This is a genomic window from Burkholderia metallica, from assembly GCF_902832845.1.
In the GTDB taxonomy this organism is placed as follows: domain Bacteria; phylum Pseudomonadota; class Gammaproteobacteria; order Burkholderiales; family Burkholderiaceae; genus Burkholderia; species Burkholderia metallica.
The window spans coordinates 1-16,490 of sequence record NZ_CADFDB010000022.1; the positions used below are offsets into that span (position 1 = coordinate 1).

The 16,490-nt window shown below is 68.6% G+C and carries 7 protein-coding genes; 4 read left to right on the forward strand and 3 right to left on the reverse strand.

Annotated features, from left to right (window positions below):
• The first annotated feature begins 329 nt into the window (after nt 1–329).
• Together HWX08_RS33785 and HWX08_RS33790 are read left to right on the forward strand one after the other, a co-directional pair.
• Nucleotides 330–1,400, forward strand: a complete 1,071-nt coding sequence (locus HWX08_RS33785) for a porin (protein WP_069260648.1) — start codon at nt 330–332, stop codon at nt 1,398–1,400.
• A 238-nt stretch (nt 1,401–1,638) separates the two neighbouring features.
• On the forward strand, nt 1,639–3,045 hold the full coding sequence (locus HWX08_RS33790) for a methyl-accepting chemotaxis protein (RefSeq protein ID WP_174922915.1): 1,407 nt from the start codon (nt 1,639–1,641) through the stop codon (nt 3,043–3,045).
• 21 nt (nt 3,046–3,066) lie between these two features.
• Here HWX08_RS33790 and pbpC read toward each other — a convergent pair whose 3' ends face one another.
• Nucleotides 3,067–5,481 carry a penicillin-binding protein 1C gene (gene pbpC / locus HWX08_RS33795; protein WP_174922914.1) on the reverse strand — a complete coding sequence of 805 codons (2,415 nt, stop codon included), beginning with the start codon at nt 5,479–5,481 and terminating at the stop codon, nt 3,067–3,069.
• Between the two features lie 54 nt (nt 5,482–5,535).
• Nucleotides 5,536–11,541 (reverse strand): alpha-2-macroglobulin, encoded by a 6,006-nt coding sequence (locus HWX08_RS33800; RefSeq protein WP_174922913.1) that lies wholly within the window; start codon nt 11,539–11,541, stop codon nt 5,536–5,538.
• Nucleotides 11,542–11,826: 285 nt separating this feature from the next.
• Here HWX08_RS33800 and HWX08_RS33805 point away from each other — a divergent pair, with 285 nt between their 5' ends.
• On the forward strand, nt 11,827–13,095 hold the full coding sequence (locus HWX08_RS33805) for a lipoprotein-releasing ABC transporter permease subunit (RefSeq protein ID WP_174922912.1): 1,269 nt from the start codon (nt 11,827–11,829) through the stop codon (nt 13,093–13,095).
• A gap of 32 nt (nt 13,096–13,127) precedes the next feature.
• Here HWX08_RS33805 and HWX08_RS33810 read toward each other — a convergent pair whose 3' ends face one another.
• On the reverse strand, nt 13,128–13,940 hold the full coding sequence (locus HWX08_RS33810) for a hypothetical protein (RefSeq protein WP_174922911.1): 813 nt from the start codon (nt 13,938–13,940) through the stop codon (nt 13,128–13,130).
• Nucleotides 13,941–14,521: 581 nt separating this feature from the next.
• Between HWX08_RS33810 and HWX08_RS33815 the strand changes: the two genes are divergently transcribed.
• Nucleotides 14,522–16,489 (forward strand): Xaa-Pro dipeptidyl-peptidase, encoded by a 1,968-nt coding sequence (locus tag HWX08_RS33815; RefSeq protein WP_069260652.1) that lies wholly within the window; start codon nt 14,522–14,524, stop codon nt 16,487–16,489.
• Nucleotide 16,490: the final 1 nt, after the last annotated feature.

Sequence of the window (16,490 nt, forward strand, 5' to 3'; positions counted from 1 at the left end):
CTCGGGCAAGATCATGCGGCGCCTGCTGCGTTCGCTCGCGAAGGGCGAGGCGATCACGCAGGACACGTCCACGCTCGAGAACCCGGCCATCCTCGAACAGTTGAACCGCTCGATGTGATGTCGCCCGCCACGGCGGGCGTCTCACTTCACTGCGGCGCCGAAGCGCGGCTGCGCGCCGCTCCCCCAGGGCTCGCGGCTACCTTCGCGCCGGCGAGAAGCATCGCCGCGCATTCCCCGACGGCACGGCATGCCGGCGGCTCGCATCGATTCCGCCACCGCAGTTTCAATTAGTTTTACTTAATACAAATTCCACGAAAAGGAGACAGACGATGAAGAGCAGGACATGGACGATTTGCGCGGCGCTTATCGGCGCGGCGGCAAGCACGAGCGGTTTCGCCCAGAGCAGCGTCACGCTGTACGGCGATCTCGACGCCGCGTTGCTCTATACGAACCGATCGCTCGACTCTGCAACCGGCGGCAATGCCGGACGCCAATTCGCACTGACCGACACGGGCATGACGCCGACCAACTTCGGCATCACGGGCACCGAGGATCTCGGTGGCGGGCTGCACGCGAGATTCAAGCTGGAGAGCGGCTTCAACATCACGGACGGCGCGTTCGGCCATTCGAACGGTAACTTCTTCGGCCGGCAGGCGTGGGTCGGGATCGACGGCGGATTCGGCGAAACGAAGGTCGGCCTGCAGTTCTCGCCGTTCGTGCTCGCGATACTCGGCTCGGATCCGCGCAACGTCTCGCACTTCGGCGCCGCACTGATTCCGTACGTCGACAACGTGCTCGTCACGGGTCTCTTCAACCCGAACGCGATTTCGTACACGAGCCCGACGATCGCCGGTCTGACGGCCAGCGCGATGTTCGGGTTCGGCGGAAAAGCCGGCGACTTCCAGGCGGGACGCCAGTATTCCGGCAGTCTCACCTATACGAACGGCGGCTTCATGCTCAACGCGGCGCTCTACGACGGGAACGGCGGTACGTCCCCCACACCGGTTCCGAGTACGGTGGCGTTCGTCGGTCGCACGATCGGGTCCGCCTACACGTTCGGGCCCGTAACCGGCAAGGCGTCGTTCACGAGCTACAAGGTCGCCGGCTCGTTCAGCAACAACGTGTACAGCGCCGGTCTCGACTATCGCGTCACGCCGGCCCTCGACCTGAATACCGGCGCGTGGTACACGACCGACCGCAACGACTCCCACAATCATTCGCTGCTTGCCGCGGTCGGCGCCGACTACAGCCTGTCGAAGCGAACGGGCCTGTATGCGCAGGTCGGCGTCGTCAACAACCACGGCGCGATGAATACGGGCCTCGGCATCACGGGCGGCGCGTTGTACGGGTTGCCGGGCACGACGGTCGGCGTCAACGCCGGCATTCATCACGTGTTCTGACGCAGCGCGTGCGGACGGGCGGCCGATACGTGCCGCCCGTCTCGCGCCACACCGCCATGCGGACGCCACGACAACGCGGCACCCACGCGCGCTGCCCCGCACCGGTCGCACCGTCTGGAATGCCGGTCTCGATGTTTACCCGGTCTCAAGTCCGCAGCCGTGCTGCCGTCAAGTCAGGAGCGCGCACCCGATATCCGCCAGGAACCGGGCATGCACGCTCTCAAGGAGACCCAGCAACGTGAATTTCTTCGGAATCGGCCGCGGCCGCCGTTCGTCGCGCGCACTCGTCGGCGACATCGCCGAGCAGGCCGGCAGGCTCGGCATCGAGATCTGCGACGTGTCGGGCCACGTCGAGGAAGTGGCCGCCCGCGTCGCCCGTCAGGCGCAGGTCTGCCACACGCTGCGCGAATCGGCCGCGCTCACGCTGCGCGGCAACCACCGCATCGCCGAGGCCGCGCAGCAGGTGCGCGACGTCAGCGCCAATGCGTCGGATGCGGTCCGTCAGTCGCAGCAGACGATCGAGGCGTCGCTCGCCGACATTCACGGGCTCGTCGAGGGCGTCACCACGATCAGCGACCAGATGGGTGCACTGCGCGACGCGCTCGATCACGTGCGGGCCGTATCCGAGGATATCTCCGTCATCGCGCGCCAGACGCACCTGCTCGCGCTGAACGCCGCGATCGAGGCTGCCCGCGCGGGCGACGCGGGCCGCAGCTTCGCCGTCGTCGCCGCCGAGGTCAAGAACCTGTCCGCGAAGACCGGGCAGGCGACGGCCCAGATCGAGACGACCCTCGCGCGGCTCGCCGAGCAGACCGAACACCTGATCGCGGAGGGAACCGACAATGCCGCACGCGCGCACCGCGTGCGCGAAGGCACGCGCGCGATCGGCGACGTCGTTCACGCGACCGGACACGCGATCACCGAGCTCGCCGGCGAGGCCGAACAGATCGCGTCGCTGACGGACGAAATCGAGACGCAATGCCACCGTCTCGACGAGCAGGTGGGCGAGATGGCGTCCGGCGTCGAGAACTCGGCCGACAACTTCTCGCAGGCCAAGGACCGGCTCGGCAACCTGCTGTCCGTGTCCGAGACGCTCATCGAGCTGACGGCCGCGACCGGCATCGAGTCGCCCGACACGCGCTTCATCGAAACCGCGCGGAACACGGCCGCCGCGATCAGCAAGCTTTTCGAGGACGCGGTCGGCCGCGGCGATATCGCGCTCGACGCGCTCTTCGACACGCACTACGAACCGATTCCCGGCACCGACCCGCAGCAGTTCATGACGCGCTTCACGGCGTTCACCGATCGCGTGCTGCCGGCCCTCCAGGAGCCGGTGCTCGAGACCGACGCGCGCATCGTCTATTGCGCGAGCTTCGACCGGCAGTGCTACCTGCCGACCCACAACCGGAAGTTCTCGCTGCCGCAGCGCGCGGACGCCGCGTGGAACGCCGCGAACTGCCGCAACCGCCGGATCTACACGGACCGGACGGCGCGCAGCTCCGTGTCGCATACCAAGCCGTTCCTGCTGCAGACCTACCGGCGCGACATGGGCAACGGCCAGTTCGCGCTGATGAAGGACGTGTCCGCGCCCATCGTCGTCGGCGGACGGCCGTGGGGCGTCCTGCGGATCGGCTACAGCGTCTGAATCGGCGCGGGCGGACCGCCGCTACTGCTCCAGCCCGACCCCCAGCGGCCGCTGGTCGCTGCGCCCGTGATCGTCGACCACGCGCACCGTGTAACTGCCGGCCGTGCGCGGCTGCCAGAACAACGCGTCGCCCGGCGCACTGCGCCCGACGAACGCATCGTTGACGAACCAGTACAGCGCATGCGCGCTCGCATCGGCCGTCGCGTTGAACGCGATGCGCGTGTCCTCCGTGCGCTTCACGCGCATCGCATACGTACTGCCGCGCAACGGCGACGTGATGCGCGGCGGATCGCCTTCGACCTGCCCCGCGTCGCGACATTCGGCGTTCTGCGGCGGCCGCCTGCGCGGAATGCCGGCCTGCGCGAACACCTGCTGCAGATCGGACGGCCAGAACTCGAAAATCTCCGTATGCGAGCGCTTGCCGTCGTACGGTGGGCATGCGGCCTTCCCCGTCGCATCGTCGATCACGACCGGCCGGTGCACGGTACTCACGCGAATCGGCGACGTGCCGGGAATGAACCACGTCCAGCCCTGCTGCGGACACCACTCGTTCGGCAGATCGCCGCTCGCGAGGCAGATCCGCACGCGTTTCAGCTTCGGCGGCACCGCACGCGGCGGCTCGACGAGCGTGCGCTCGGCATTCAGCGCATCGACGACCTGGAAGAACAACGGCGCGGCCGCATCGACGCCGACGAACGCCGTATTGGTCGAGTTGTCGAAATTGCCGACCCACACGATCAGCACGTACGGGCCGAACACGCCGGCCGTCCACGCATCGCGGAACGACCATGACGTGCCGGTCTTCCAGTAGACGGGGACGCTCGACGGCTGCGCGCCGCTCGTCTCGTCGGGGCGCAGATGCTGGCGCAGCATGTCCATCGTCATGTAGCTCGCCTCCGCGCTGAGCAGGCGCCGGCCGCTCGGCGCCGGTTCGTCCGCGCGCAGCCGCAGCGGCCGGAACTCGCCGCGATTCGCGAGCATCGCGTACAGCGCCGCGAGATCCTGCATCGTCACCTCGCCGCCGCCGAGCACGAGCGCGAGCCCGTAGTGCTGCGCGCTCGCGAGGCGGCGCACGCCGGCTTCCTTCAGGAACCCGTACAGATCGGGCGACTTGAGCTGCGACGCGACCCACACGGCCGGCACGTTGCGGCTGCGGTTCAGCGCGTCGGTCGCGGTGATCGGCCCGAGAAAATGGCCGTCGAAATTCTCCGGCGCGTACGGGCCGAACGCAGTCGGCACGTCGCGCAGCACGGTTTGCGGATGCAGCACGCCCTGGTCGAAACCGAGCGCATAGATGAACGGCTTGAGCGTCGAGCCCGGCGAGCGTCGCGCGAGCGTGCCGTTCACCTGTCCGTCGATCGAGCGGTCGAAGAAGTTCGCGGAGCCGACGAGCGCCTTCACGCCCATGTCGCGCGTATCGACGAGGATCGCCGCCGCGTTGCGCACGCCGCGCGTGTCGTTGCGCGCCACGTAGCGGGCGATCTGCCGCTCCAGCGTGCGCTGCAGGTCGAGATCGAGCGTGGTCACGAGCCGCGCGTCGGCGTCGCGGCCGGCTGCCCCGCCGCCCGAGGACGTGCGCCACGCGTTGCGTGCGGCGAGCGCCTGGTCGACCGCGTGCGGCGCGTCGAACGGCAGCGCGGACAGCGGCCGCATCGCCAGCGGCAACGCGAACAGCGGCTTGAACGACGCATCGCCCGGATGCTGCGCCAGCCAGCGCGCATACAGCCGGTTGCGCGACGCGGCCAGCGCGCGGTTGATCTCGTCCTGCCCGCCGCGCACGCGCCGCGCCGGGTCCTGCGGAATCACCGCGAGCGCGAGCGCCTCGGGCAGCGTCAGCGCATCGGGCATCCGGTCGAAATAGACGACGCTCGCGGTGCCTGCGCCTTCGACGTTGCGGCCGTACGGCGCATCGTTCAGATACGCTTCGAGAATCTGTCGTTTCGAATAGAAGAGTTCGAGCTGCACCGCGCGCGCAACCTGTTCGAGCTTGCCGGCCGGCGTGCGCGTGTTCAGCTTCCACAGCGAGCGGGCGAGCTGCATCGTCAGCGTCGAGCCGCCCTGCGGATTGCCGCCGCGCACGTACGTGATCCACGCGCCGCGCGCGAGCCCGTACGGATTGAAGCCGGGGTGCCACCAGAACCAGCGGTCCTCGTGCAGCATCACGGCTTCGACGAGCTGCGCCGACATCCGGTCGAGCGGCACCCACAGCCGGTAGCGGTCGTCCTTCGCGAGCGTGAGCCTCAGCAGCCGGCCCTGCGCGTCGACCACCGCCACCGACGACGGCTTCCAGTCGCGCAGCGGCGGATGCGGCCACAATCGGCACGCGGCCAGCGCGCCGAACACGAGCAGCGCGCCGGCGATCCAGTTCTGCCAGCGATGCAGCCAGCGGCCGGCGCCGTGCAGCGCTCGCCGGCGCTCCGAAGCGCCGTCAGCCACGTGCGGGCGCTCCTCGCAACCGGTGCGGCCGGCCACGCCGTCGCAACCGCATCGTCATCGCACGCGCTCCACCGTCAGCGTCGTGCCGCCCGGCGCCTGCGCCTGCACGCGGCGGTCGTACATCGATTCGCCATAGGCCGGCGGCGCGACGAAACGGCCCGCGTTGCCCGCCTTGATCCGGTAGACGAACTCGCGCACGTCGGTCGTCGCGGTGCCGTAGATCACCACGCGGTCCTCGCGCACGTCCGCGAACTGCGGCTGCCACGTCGAACCCGTCACGCCGATCGGCGAACGCCACGGCGCATCGGCCACCGGCGCCGACGCGCCGCCGTCGCCGTTGCCGTCGCCGTCCTGCGTGTCGGTGACGGGCGGCGGCGCGATCACCGGATCGAAGCCGCCCGGCAGCAGATCGACGATCGCGATGTTGCCGACGCTCGCCGAACCCGTCGCGCGGATCTTCAGGTGCACGTCGATCTCCTGACCGACCGTGATGCTGGCGAGCGGCTTGCCGCTCGTGTCGGTGTAGTCGCGCACGATCTCCAGCCCGTTCCTGATCGCCTTCGTCGACGTGCCGCGGTCGTAGCCGGACTGGCTCGCGATCCACCACGCGGGCAGCGTGCTGCCGTTCACGAAATCGACGCGCGACGCACCGGCCGACCACGTGCCCGAGCGCACGAGGTTCGCCTGGATCGACGACACGTCCTTCGCCGCGGCACCCGTGCGCACTTCGTCGATCGCGAGCTGGTCGAGCTGGCCCGCGCTCGACGTCGCATACGCATCGAGCGCGAGGATCGTCATCGCCGACGACAGCGTGTTGTAGCGATTGTCGACGAGCGGCGCGGCGAGGTTGTCCATCGCGCGCGGCGACAGCTTGCGCACGCGGTCCGGGAAGTGCTTCGCGATCAGGTACAGCACGCTCGCATCGCGCGTCAGCGGATCGACGTAGTAGCCCGTCGCGTAACCGCCGTCGGATGCACGCTTGCGCTCGAGCAGCGCCTGCGGGCCGGCGATCAGCGCGGCGGCCTCCTTGTCCTGCTTCAGCAGTTGATACGACGCGGCGAGCCACGCGGCCGCGAGATCGTTCTTCCAGTCGTTCGGATACGCCTCCTGCAGCCGCTTCTGCACGGCCGCGAGGCTATTGGTCGTCACGTTGCCCTGGCGCGTCAGCAGATACACCGCGTACGCACGCTGCCGCAGCAGGTCGAGCGAGCCGAGCGAATCGTTCGCCGCGAGCTTCTGCAGATACGCGTTGCCCGCGTCGAGCATGTCCTTCGGCACCGCGATGCCGCGCTCGCGCGCATCGAGCAGCACGTGCATCGCGTAGGCAGACACGAACGGATCGGCATCGGGCGTCGCGCTCCACAGGCCGAAGCCGCCCTGCGCGTTCTGCCGGCTGCGCAGCACGCCGAGGAACTGCGCGATCGCCGCCGCGTTCGTCGCGTCGGCGCCGGCATCGGTCGCATGCATCGCGCTCGTCAGCGCACGCACCGACAGCCACTTCGCCGCGAACACGCGCGGCACGGCCGCGCTCACCATCTGCTCGCTGCAGGCGTGCTCGAAGTTGACGAGATACGACGACAGCCCTTCGGACAGCACGAGCGGCGCGGTCGAGATGCTCGCGTCGCGCGACGCATACGCGTCGTACATCGCGCGCAGGTTCGGCACGCTCGCCTTCTTGCCCGGATCGAGCCGCGCGATGTCGAGCTGCGTGCGGAACGCGGCGGCCGGCCGCACCGATACGTCGACGCGCTGCTGCGCGCCCTTCGCGCCGTAGCGCGCGCCGAACGACAGCGCACCCGAGCCGAGCGTGTCGGTCGCTTTCACACGGAACATCGCGACGCCTTCGTGCTGCGGCGCGAGCGCGACGTTCTGCGTGGCCGGCCCGATCACCTGCAACTGCGGCCCCGTCTTCAGCGTGACCGCGACCGGCACCGGCTGGTTGCCGACGCCCGTCAGGTTGTTCGAGACGCCGACGCTGACGTCGGCCTCGTCGCCCGGCGCGAGCGTCGTCGGCACGTTCGGCGACAGCACGAAATCGCCGCGCACCGTCGTCGCGCCTTCGAACGTACCGATCAGGTCCGGCGACACCGACACGGCCATCACGCGCAGCTTGCCGTTGAAGTAGTCGGGTACGGTATAGCTCAGGCGCGTGTCGCCGTTCACGTCGACGATCCCCGACCAGTAGACCACCGGCTTGTCGCGCTTGCGCTTGAACGGGTTCAACTGGCGGCCGATCGCATCGTCGGCGTCGCCGCCGGGCGCGGCCATCGCCATCAGCTTCTCGAAGTCCGGCAGGATCAGGTCGAGGATCTGCGACGTGCCGACTTCGAGCATCCGCTTGCGGAAGAAGAACTTCAGCGGATCGCCGAGCTTGTAGCGCGCGACCTGCAGGATGCCCTCGTCGACCGCGAACACGACGACCTTCGCGGGCTTCGCCGAATGCACGGTGAAATTCACCGTGTCGCCGGGCTTCACGAGCGCGGGCGCATCGACCGACACCGCGTTGCGGCGCGCATCGAGGTTCACGGAGAACGGCACGACGCCGTAGCTCAGCGGGCTCATGAAGATTTCATCGGACGACGGATCGCGAATGTATTGCACGTTGATGTAGCCGTTGCCCTCGAAGCCGGCCGGCACCGTGATGTGCTGGATCGAGCTCGTCGTATCCGCATGGAACCACGCGTGCGCATACACCTTGTCGCGTTCGATCGTGATCAGGCCGCTGCCCGCGTAGGGCGCGCGAATCGCGATTTCCACCTGCTCGCCCGGCTTGAAGTCGTGTTTCGACAGGCTCACCTGCAGCTCCGCATTGCGATCGAGCGAACGCGTGACGTTCGCATCGCCCGTCACCGAATACTCGATGCGGTTCACCGCGGCGCCGGCCGCGTTGCGGATCACGAGCGCATAGCTGCCCGGCTTGTCGGTACGCAGCGTGAAGTCGAGCCCGGCTGCAGGAATCGTCAGCGACTTGTCGTCGACCGGCACTTCCTTCAGCCGCGAATCGTATTTGTATGCGCCGGAATCCTGCCTGGTCAGCACCGACACGTAGCGTTCCTCGACGAGCTGTGCGCGCAAGTCCTTCACGTCGATCGCCTTCGCATTCGGATCGATCGCGACGAGCCGCACCGTGCGCGGGCTGCCGCGCTTCACGTAGCCGAGATCGTCGACCGACTTGTAGCCAACGAGCCAGTCGTTGTTCGACACGAGCGCTTGCGCGTTCGCGGCGACGCTGCGCCCGCCTTCCGCTTCATACGCCTTCGCCTGGAAGTAGAGCTGGTAGGTCGCGTCCGCGTACTTGTCGAGATCGAGGTCGAACTCGGCGTGGCCCTTGTCGTCGGTCGTGCCGTCCTGCAGCGTCGTCGTATAGCCCTCCTTCGCGCGGCGGGCGTCGAAGAAGCGATAGCCCTGCCAGCTTCGGAACGACGGCCACACCGGGCGCAGCGTCAGCGTCGCCGCCACGCGGCGCTTCTCCGCCGGCGTGCCGAACAGGTTCTGCGCATCGACGACACCCTTCAGCCCCTTCGGCTTCACCCACCCTTCGACCACCTGCTGCGACAGCTTCGCATCGACCTTCATCCGGTCGGGCAGGAACTCCTTCACCTGCACGGTCGTGCTGCCGATCGGCTCGGCGCCCGGCTGGCCGTCCTTCACGATGTAGAGATTGACGGTCCACGTGCCGGTAGGCGACGTTTCGGCGGTCGTATAGCCGAGCTCGGTGAAGCCCGTCGCATCGACGGTCACCGGCTTGCGCTCGACCGTGATCCCGCGCGGGTCGACGATTTCCGCCTGCAGCGGCACGCCGGCCGGGCTGCGCGCCCAGCTCGCCGCGCGCACGATCAGGCCGACGTGGAACGGATCGCCGGGCCGGTACAGGCCGCGATCCGAGAACAGGTACGCGGACAGTTGCCCCTGGCCCGTCGCATTGCGCTCGCCGTCGACGTCGAAACGCGAGAAATCGAGCTGACGATCGCGGCCGGCCACCGGCAGGAACGACAGGTCGGTGTCCTTCTTCACGATGTACAACTGCGGCCGCTTCTCGCGGTCGAGGCCCTTGAACGCGGGGAAATGCACGACGCCGTCGGCGCCCGTCGTCTGCGTGAACAGCGCCTGGCCGTTCACCGCGAGCACCGACACGGTGGCGCCCGCCACCGGCTTGCCCGTGCGGATCGACTGGACGAACACGTCCTGGCTGCCGTCGAGCGCCTTCTTGACCAGCATCCCGAGATCGGTCACGACGATCAGGCGCGTGTCGCCGAGTGCGCTGTCGCCGTCGTCGCCGTTGCCGTTGCTGTCGCCCGAATCGGCGTTGTCGGATTGATCCTGGCTGTCGCCGTCGCCGGACGATGCATCGCTGTCCTTCGCATCGTCGGCTTTCTTCTTTTCGGCGGCCGGATCGTACTTCGTCAGGTGCAGCAGGAACACGCCGCGCTTGCCGCCCTTCAGGTACTGGCCGAGATCGATGCCTTCGTAATGCGCGTGGCCGGGGTCGCCCGCCGGGAACGCGCGCGTCTGCACGAAGCGCTCGACGATGTGATCCTCGCTGAACGCGTACGACAGCTCGGGGCGCGCGTACGTGCCGTTGTTGAAGCTCACGAGATGCTGAAGCTGGTCGGGCAGCACGCGGCCGATCTCGACCTTCATCCCCGGCAGGTTGCGCGACACGACCGACAGCCGCTTGCTGCCGCTCATCGACAGCAGCGAACCGTCGGCCATGAAGCGCAGCAGCTTCGGATAGTCGGGCACCGTGAACGTGGTCGTCACCGGCTCGGCGAGCAGGTAGCCACCCGCCGATTTCAGGTCGCCCGCGAAACGCACGACGATGCGATCGCCCGGCGTCGCGTGATACTTGAAGCTTTGCAGCGTGGCGTAGTCGTTCTCGGTCGGCACCGCGTCGAGCGGCAGCGGCTTCGACTGCTTCAGCACCGCGTCGCTGATGTCGGACACGTTCCATTCGTATGGCGGATCGTCGTCCGCCTGCTCGACGCCCGGCTTGCGCTTCGGCAGCACCCACGCCTTCGCGCGCGCAGCCAGGTCGGCGCTGCGCACGCCGTCCGACGCTTCCGCGACGAGTACCTGCTCGGGCTCGTAGCGCTCGTTGTCGACGAGCGTCGGCGCGACGTTGCCGATCGACAGGCTGTAGAGCCCCGGCACGCCGACCGACGCGTGCAGCACGTCGGGCGTGCCGTTGCCGCCGCGCGCGCTCTTCACGCCCTTGTCGACGTCGAGCCGTGCCACCAGCGGATCGCGCGGAATCTCGAGCGGCTGCGAGTGGACCCACGCGCTCGTCTTCATCTTGTCGTAGCTGACGGTGTAGCGCAGCGGCGTCGATGGCTTGCCGTCGCGGCCGACCAGCACGAGGCCGATGCGCTTCTCGAACTCGGCCGGATCGACCGGGTAGTTGAAGCGCAATTGCAGCAGCGCCTGCTTCTCCGCCGGATTGTCGGGATTCTGGTAGAACTCATTGTTGCCGAACGTTGCAGCGAACGCCGGCAGGTCGAATGCAAAACGGTCGTCGCGCATCGTCACCTGCGGCGCGAACACCCGGTGCACCGCGAAACGCACGTCGACGTGCGCGCCGACCGGCCAGTCGGCCGCCGGCGTGAAGCGCAGCGTCTTGTCGTCGACCCACTCCCAGGCGCCCTTCAGCGCGGGCGTCATCTCGATGCCGTCGCCGGCCGGCTTGCCGACCCGTTCGATCGGCGCAGCCGATTGCGCGAACACGACTTCGAGCGGATGCACGGTGATCTTCGGCTTGTCGGCGTCGTCCACCTCGTAGGTGGTGATCGCCGGCGCCTTCACGGTGAAGCCGACGGTTTCGGGCTCGGGCGGCTTCGGGCGATGCTTGAGCCAGTAGCCGCCGTAGCCGAGCGCGGCCGCGAGCAGCACGAGGCCGCCCGCATGCCACGGGCGGCGGCGCACGGCCGCGGCGGTGACGCCCATCCACGCGGGCGCCGTCCACGACACGTCGCCGACCAGCGGGCGCAGCGCGCAGCCGAGCAGCCACCAGACGAAGCCCGCCGCGCGAATCGGCAGGAGCAGCAGGAAGCGCAGCAAATCCATTGTTATTTCCTTGTCAAGGACATGCTGCCTGGTGCGGCAACGTTCCCCGAATCGTTATGGGTCTGTGACGGCGCGGCCCGGTTGCGCCGTTGATTATCTGGAATATTCGACCGAATGCTGGCCGCCATTATCGATCAGACCCGAAACGATGGAAATATCGGTGTGCCGGCGTGCGACGCCGCCCGACGACCTGCCGCCCACGCGAATTTCGATTCACCGTCCCACCGCTGCGCGCGGTCGCGCCGCGTTCGCTAGAATGCGCGGCTCGGCATGATTCGAATCGAAATGAAAGGAAACCGCTTGAAACTCCCGTTCGAATGGCAGATCGGGCTGCGCTACGCGCGCGGCGGCCGGCGCTCGGCCGGCGACGGCTTCGTGTCGTTCATCGCGGGCGCCGCGATGGCCGGCATCGCGCTCGGCGTCGCCGCGCTGATCGTCGTGCTGTCGGTAATGAACGGCTTCCGGACCGAAGTGCGCGACCGGATGCTGTCGGTGCTCGCGCACGTGGAAATCTTTTCGCCCGCCGGCGCGATGCCCGACTGGCGGCTGACCGCGCACGAATCGCTGCAGAACCCGGCGGTGCGTGCAGTGGCGCCCTACGTCGACGCGCAGGCGCTGCTGACGAACGCGGGCAGCGTGACGGGCGTCGCATTGCGCGGCATCGATCCGGTGCTGGAACCACGCGTGTCCGAGATCGCGCGCAAGCTGAAGACGGGGCGCCTCGACGCCCTCGCGCCGGGCGGGATGGGCATCGTGCTCGGCTCGGCGCTCGCCGACGCGCTGCACGTGAAGATCGGCGACCGCATCACGTTCTTCGCGCCCGGCAACACCGCGCGCATCGGCGACGCGCTGCCGCAGTTCCGGCAGTTCAACGTGGTCGGCACGTTCGAGTCGGGCCACTACCAGTACGACAGCGCGCTCGCGTACATCCACATCCGGGACGCGCAGAACTTGTTCAACGTGCGCGCGCCGACCGGCATCCGGCTGCGCCTCGACGATCTGCAGCGCGCGCCGGAGATCGCGCTTGCGCTGTCGCGCACGCTGTCGGGCGACCTCTATATCCGCGACTGGACGCGGCAGAACCGCACGTGGTTCGAAGCCGAGCGGCTGCAAAAGCGGATGCTGTCGCTGATCCTGATGCTGATCGTCGCGGTGGCCGCGTTCAACCTCGTGTCGTCGCTCGTGATGACCGTCACGCAGAAGCAGGGCGACATCGCGATCCTGCGCACGCTCGGCGCGCCGCCCGGGTCGATCATGAAGATCTTCGCGATCCAGGGGATGACGATCGGCCTCGTCGGCACGCTGGCGGGCGTCGCGTTCGGCTGCGCGATCGCGGTGAGCATCCCGTGGGTGCTGCCGGCGATCGAGCAGTTGCTCGGCATCCGCTTCCTGACGCCGTCCGTGTACTTCCTCAGTTCGCTGCCGTCGAAGCTCGCGGCGACCGACGTGATCGAGATCGCCGCGGCCGCGTTCCTGATGTCGTGCGTCGCGACGCTCTACCCGAGCTGGCGCGCCGCGCGGGTACGGCCCGCCGAAGCGCTGCGCGACGAGTAGACACGCGGCGCACGGCTCGACGTCATGCGCCGTTATGCGATTGCGTGGAAACCGGCGCTGCCGCGGCCGTTCAGGATGTCCTCGAACGCGGCCCCGAAGCCGACGTCGATCAGGCCGGCGCGCCGGCCGTACGTCTTGTGCCCCGCATCGTCGACGAAGATCGCCGCGCCCGACGACAACTGACGGTCGGTATCCAGCAGCGCAAGCGTGCCGCGCGCGCTGCCGGCCGACGGGTCGAACTTCAGCGGCGTGCCGTCCTGCGTGGTGAAATGCCCACCGACCTCTTCGAACTTCTGGTTGCGCGCGACGGATGCGTTGATCTCCTTCATGAAGAGGAAGTCCGCGTCGGCGCGCCGGCTGGCCACCTTGCGATCGTCGTCCGTGAACGTCTCGCCCACGGCGGCCGCGCCCTGCCCGGCAAAGTCGACGGCCTGCTGGTGAAACTCGCGCGTCGCGAGCACGAGGCCCGCGTTCGCGTTCAACGTCGACTCCACCCACGCGCGGTCGCTGTCCGTCATCGTCTTCGACACGACCTTGATCCTGCCGTTGTCGGTCACGAAGTCGAACTGCGCATCGGCCAGATCCGGGCGCTTCGCGACGATCTCGTTCAGGCTCGTCGCGAGCTGGCCGGTGACGTCGCGCAGCTTCGCCGACAGGTCGCCCAGCATCGACATCTGCTTCAGGCGCGCCGCGTGCATCGCGTCCTGATCCAGCGCACGGACGGTAATCGGCGCGTCCGGCGGATTGCCCGGCACCGCGTCCGTCTGCCGCCGCCCGTCGAGTGCGGCTTCCTGCCCGCGCTGCGCGAGCGACATGCCGCTCGCGGCCGTCACTGAAATCGTCATGCCCTCTCTCTCCTTTCAACCCGTTTTTTACCGTTTACGGACAGATTGCACGGAAATTTAGACCGATCGCAAGTCGCCCCCGAGAACCGGGAAATAACTTTGTTTGACCGAAACTAAAAAAGTTTGACACCAGGATTTCACTGAGATAAGTTTTGCGCAAGCTTCCGGAAAGCAATCCGGCCAGGCGTTGCCGACCCGCATCGCGCTTTCCTGCCGTTGCAGCACCGCCGTTCGCACCATCCCCGCCTCATCGCATCGTGCCGTTCCGTTTCATTTGAAACCTGAAGGAAGATCGGGCATGCCCGCATTTGATTCGCACTCCTGTATTCATCTCGTGCCGGCTGCGCCGCAGCGGCCGCCGCGCTGACGCTTTGCGGTCGGGGCGCGCTGTCGCCCCGACCCCGACGCCTGCCGGGTCGCGCGCCGCATGACGCGCGTCGACGCCGGCCGTGACACCCGGGCATCGCGCCCGGCGCTTTCGAAGGTGCAGTTCCGCTTCATCCGATGCAGCACCCGGCCGGGCCGCGGGGGGGCATATCGCGGGCCGGCCGGTTCCGGACAATCACAACAAGAGGTCGACTATGGACATTCATCGAACCGGATTGCGTCGCGCGTGGCTTCCCGCGCTCGTTGCGGCCGCGACGCTCGCCGCGTGCGGCGGCGACGACGGCGGCAGCGTGGCGGGCGTCTCCGCGCTCGCGCAAGGCCAACAGGAGGGGGCCGCCGCATCGGCGGCCGACAAGCAGTCGTCGGCATCGCGGATTTCGCCGTCCGGCGTGCCGTACGCGAATCCGGCCAGCGGCGGCCGCTACCGGCCCGTGATCGCGAACGGCCAGGTGCAGCCGTCGCTGTCCGGCGGCACGATCGAGGAGAACGCGTGGGTCGACACGCCGGTCGATTCCGACGGCGACGGCACGCGCGACCGCATCCACGTGCGCATCGTGCGCCCGACCGAAACCGCGAACGGCGCCCGCACGCCCGTGATCGTGCTCGCGAGCCCGTACTATGCGGGCCTCGCCGACAGCCCCGACCACAACGTCGACGTCGAGCTCGACGGCACGCCGCACCCCGCCGCCACTGCGCAGGCGGCCGCGGCCGCATCGACGTCCGCGCGCATCATGGCCGCCGCGCCGCAGGTACGGATGCTGCAGCAGGTCGAAGCGGCCGCCGCCGGCCGCTCGTGGATCGAGAGCTACTTCATCCCGCGCGGCTTCACGATCGTCTACGCGGATTCGCTCGGCACCGCCGGCTCGGACGGCTGCCCGACGATCCTCACGCGCGACGAATCGGTCGCGATGGCATCGGTGATCCGCTGGCTCGGCCGCGACGCGAGCGCGAAGGACGCGAACGGCAAGACCGTCGTCGCGAACTGGTCGACGGGCCACGTCGGCATGTACGGCGTGTCGTACGACGGCACGCTGCCGAAGATGGTCGCGAGCCTGCGCACGCGCGGGCTCGACGCGATCGTGCCGGTCGCCGGGCTGACGAACATGTACGGCTACTACCGCTCGGGCGGGCTCGTGCGTGCGCCGGAAGGCTATCAGGGCGAAGACGTCGACGTGTACATCAAGGCGCTGCTGACGAACGCGCATCCGGAGCGCTGCACGCACCTGATCGACGAGGCGCTGCAGCAGGAAGACCGCAAGACCGGCGACTATTCGCGGTTCTGGGCCGCGCGCGACATCCCGACCGCGCTCGCGGTCGCGCCGGCGCTCGTCGCGCAGGGGCTGACCGACGACAACGTGCGCGTTGACCAGTCGACGTCGTGGCATCTCGCGATGCGGCGCCAGGGCGTGCCGACGCAGCTGTGGCTGCACCGCCTGAAGCACACCGACCCGACCCGCGTGCCGGCGATGGCCGATGCGTGGACCGCGGAAGTGAACCGCTGGTTTACGCGCTATCTGATCGGTTTCGACAACGGCGTCGAACGCGATCCGCGCGCGGTGATCGAGCAGGCGGACGGCACGCTGCTGAAGGAAGCGGACTGGGCCGCACGCCATGCCACGCCGGTCACGTATTTCGCGGGCGGCGACGGCGCGGGCACCGGCACGCTGCTGCGGCTGCCGACCGGCGGCCCGCTCGCCCGCTTCACCGACGATGCGCGCATCACCGCGCTGACGCTGGCGAACACGCCGACCGGCGAAAATCGCAGCCGCTTCGAGACCGCGCCGCTCACGGCCGCGACACGGCTGTCCGGCGCCGCGACCGCACGCGTGAGGCTGACCTTCACCGCGGTGGCCAACGTGACGGCGCTGCTGGTCGATCGTGCGCCGGACGGCACGGCCACGATCGTCACGCGCGCGTGGACCGACCCGCGCAACCGGTGGTCCGAGTGGCACTCGGAGCCCGTGCTGCCCGGAATGCCGTACGACCTGAAGCTGACGTTCATGCCTCGCGACTACAAGCTGGAAGCCGGCCACCGGCTGGGGCTCGTCGTGCTGTCGAGCGACAACGAGGCCACGCTGCGGCCGACGCCGGGCACGGGCCTGACGCTCGATCCGGCCGGTACGTCGGTGACGGTGCCGCTGGCGTCGTCCACGGGCGCGTAGC

What these genes read in the sequence shown, in the direction of transcription:
- HWX08_RS33785 (WP_069260648.1), top strand. Translation starts at nt 330, where the DNA reads ATGAAGAGCAGGACATGGACGATTTGCGCGGCGCTTATCGGCGCGGCG.
- HWX08_RS33800 (WP_174922913.1), bottom strand. Translation starts at nt 11,541, where the DNA reads ATGGATTTGCTGCGCTTCCTGCTGCTCCTGCCGATTCGCGCGGCGGGC.
- HWX08_RS33805 (WP_174922912.1), top strand. Translation starts at nt 11,827, where the DNA reads ATGAAAGGAAACCGCTTGAAACTCCCGTTCGAATGGCAGATCGGGCTG.
- HWX08_RS33810 (WP_174922911.1), bottom strand. Translation starts at nt 13,940, where the DNA reads ATGACGATTTCAGTGACGGCCGCGAGCGGCATGTCGCTCGCGCAGCGC.
- HWX08_RS33815 (WP_069260652.1), top strand. Translation starts at nt 14,522, where the DNA reads ATGGACATTCATCGAACCGGATTGCGTCGCGCGTGGCTTCCCGCGCTC.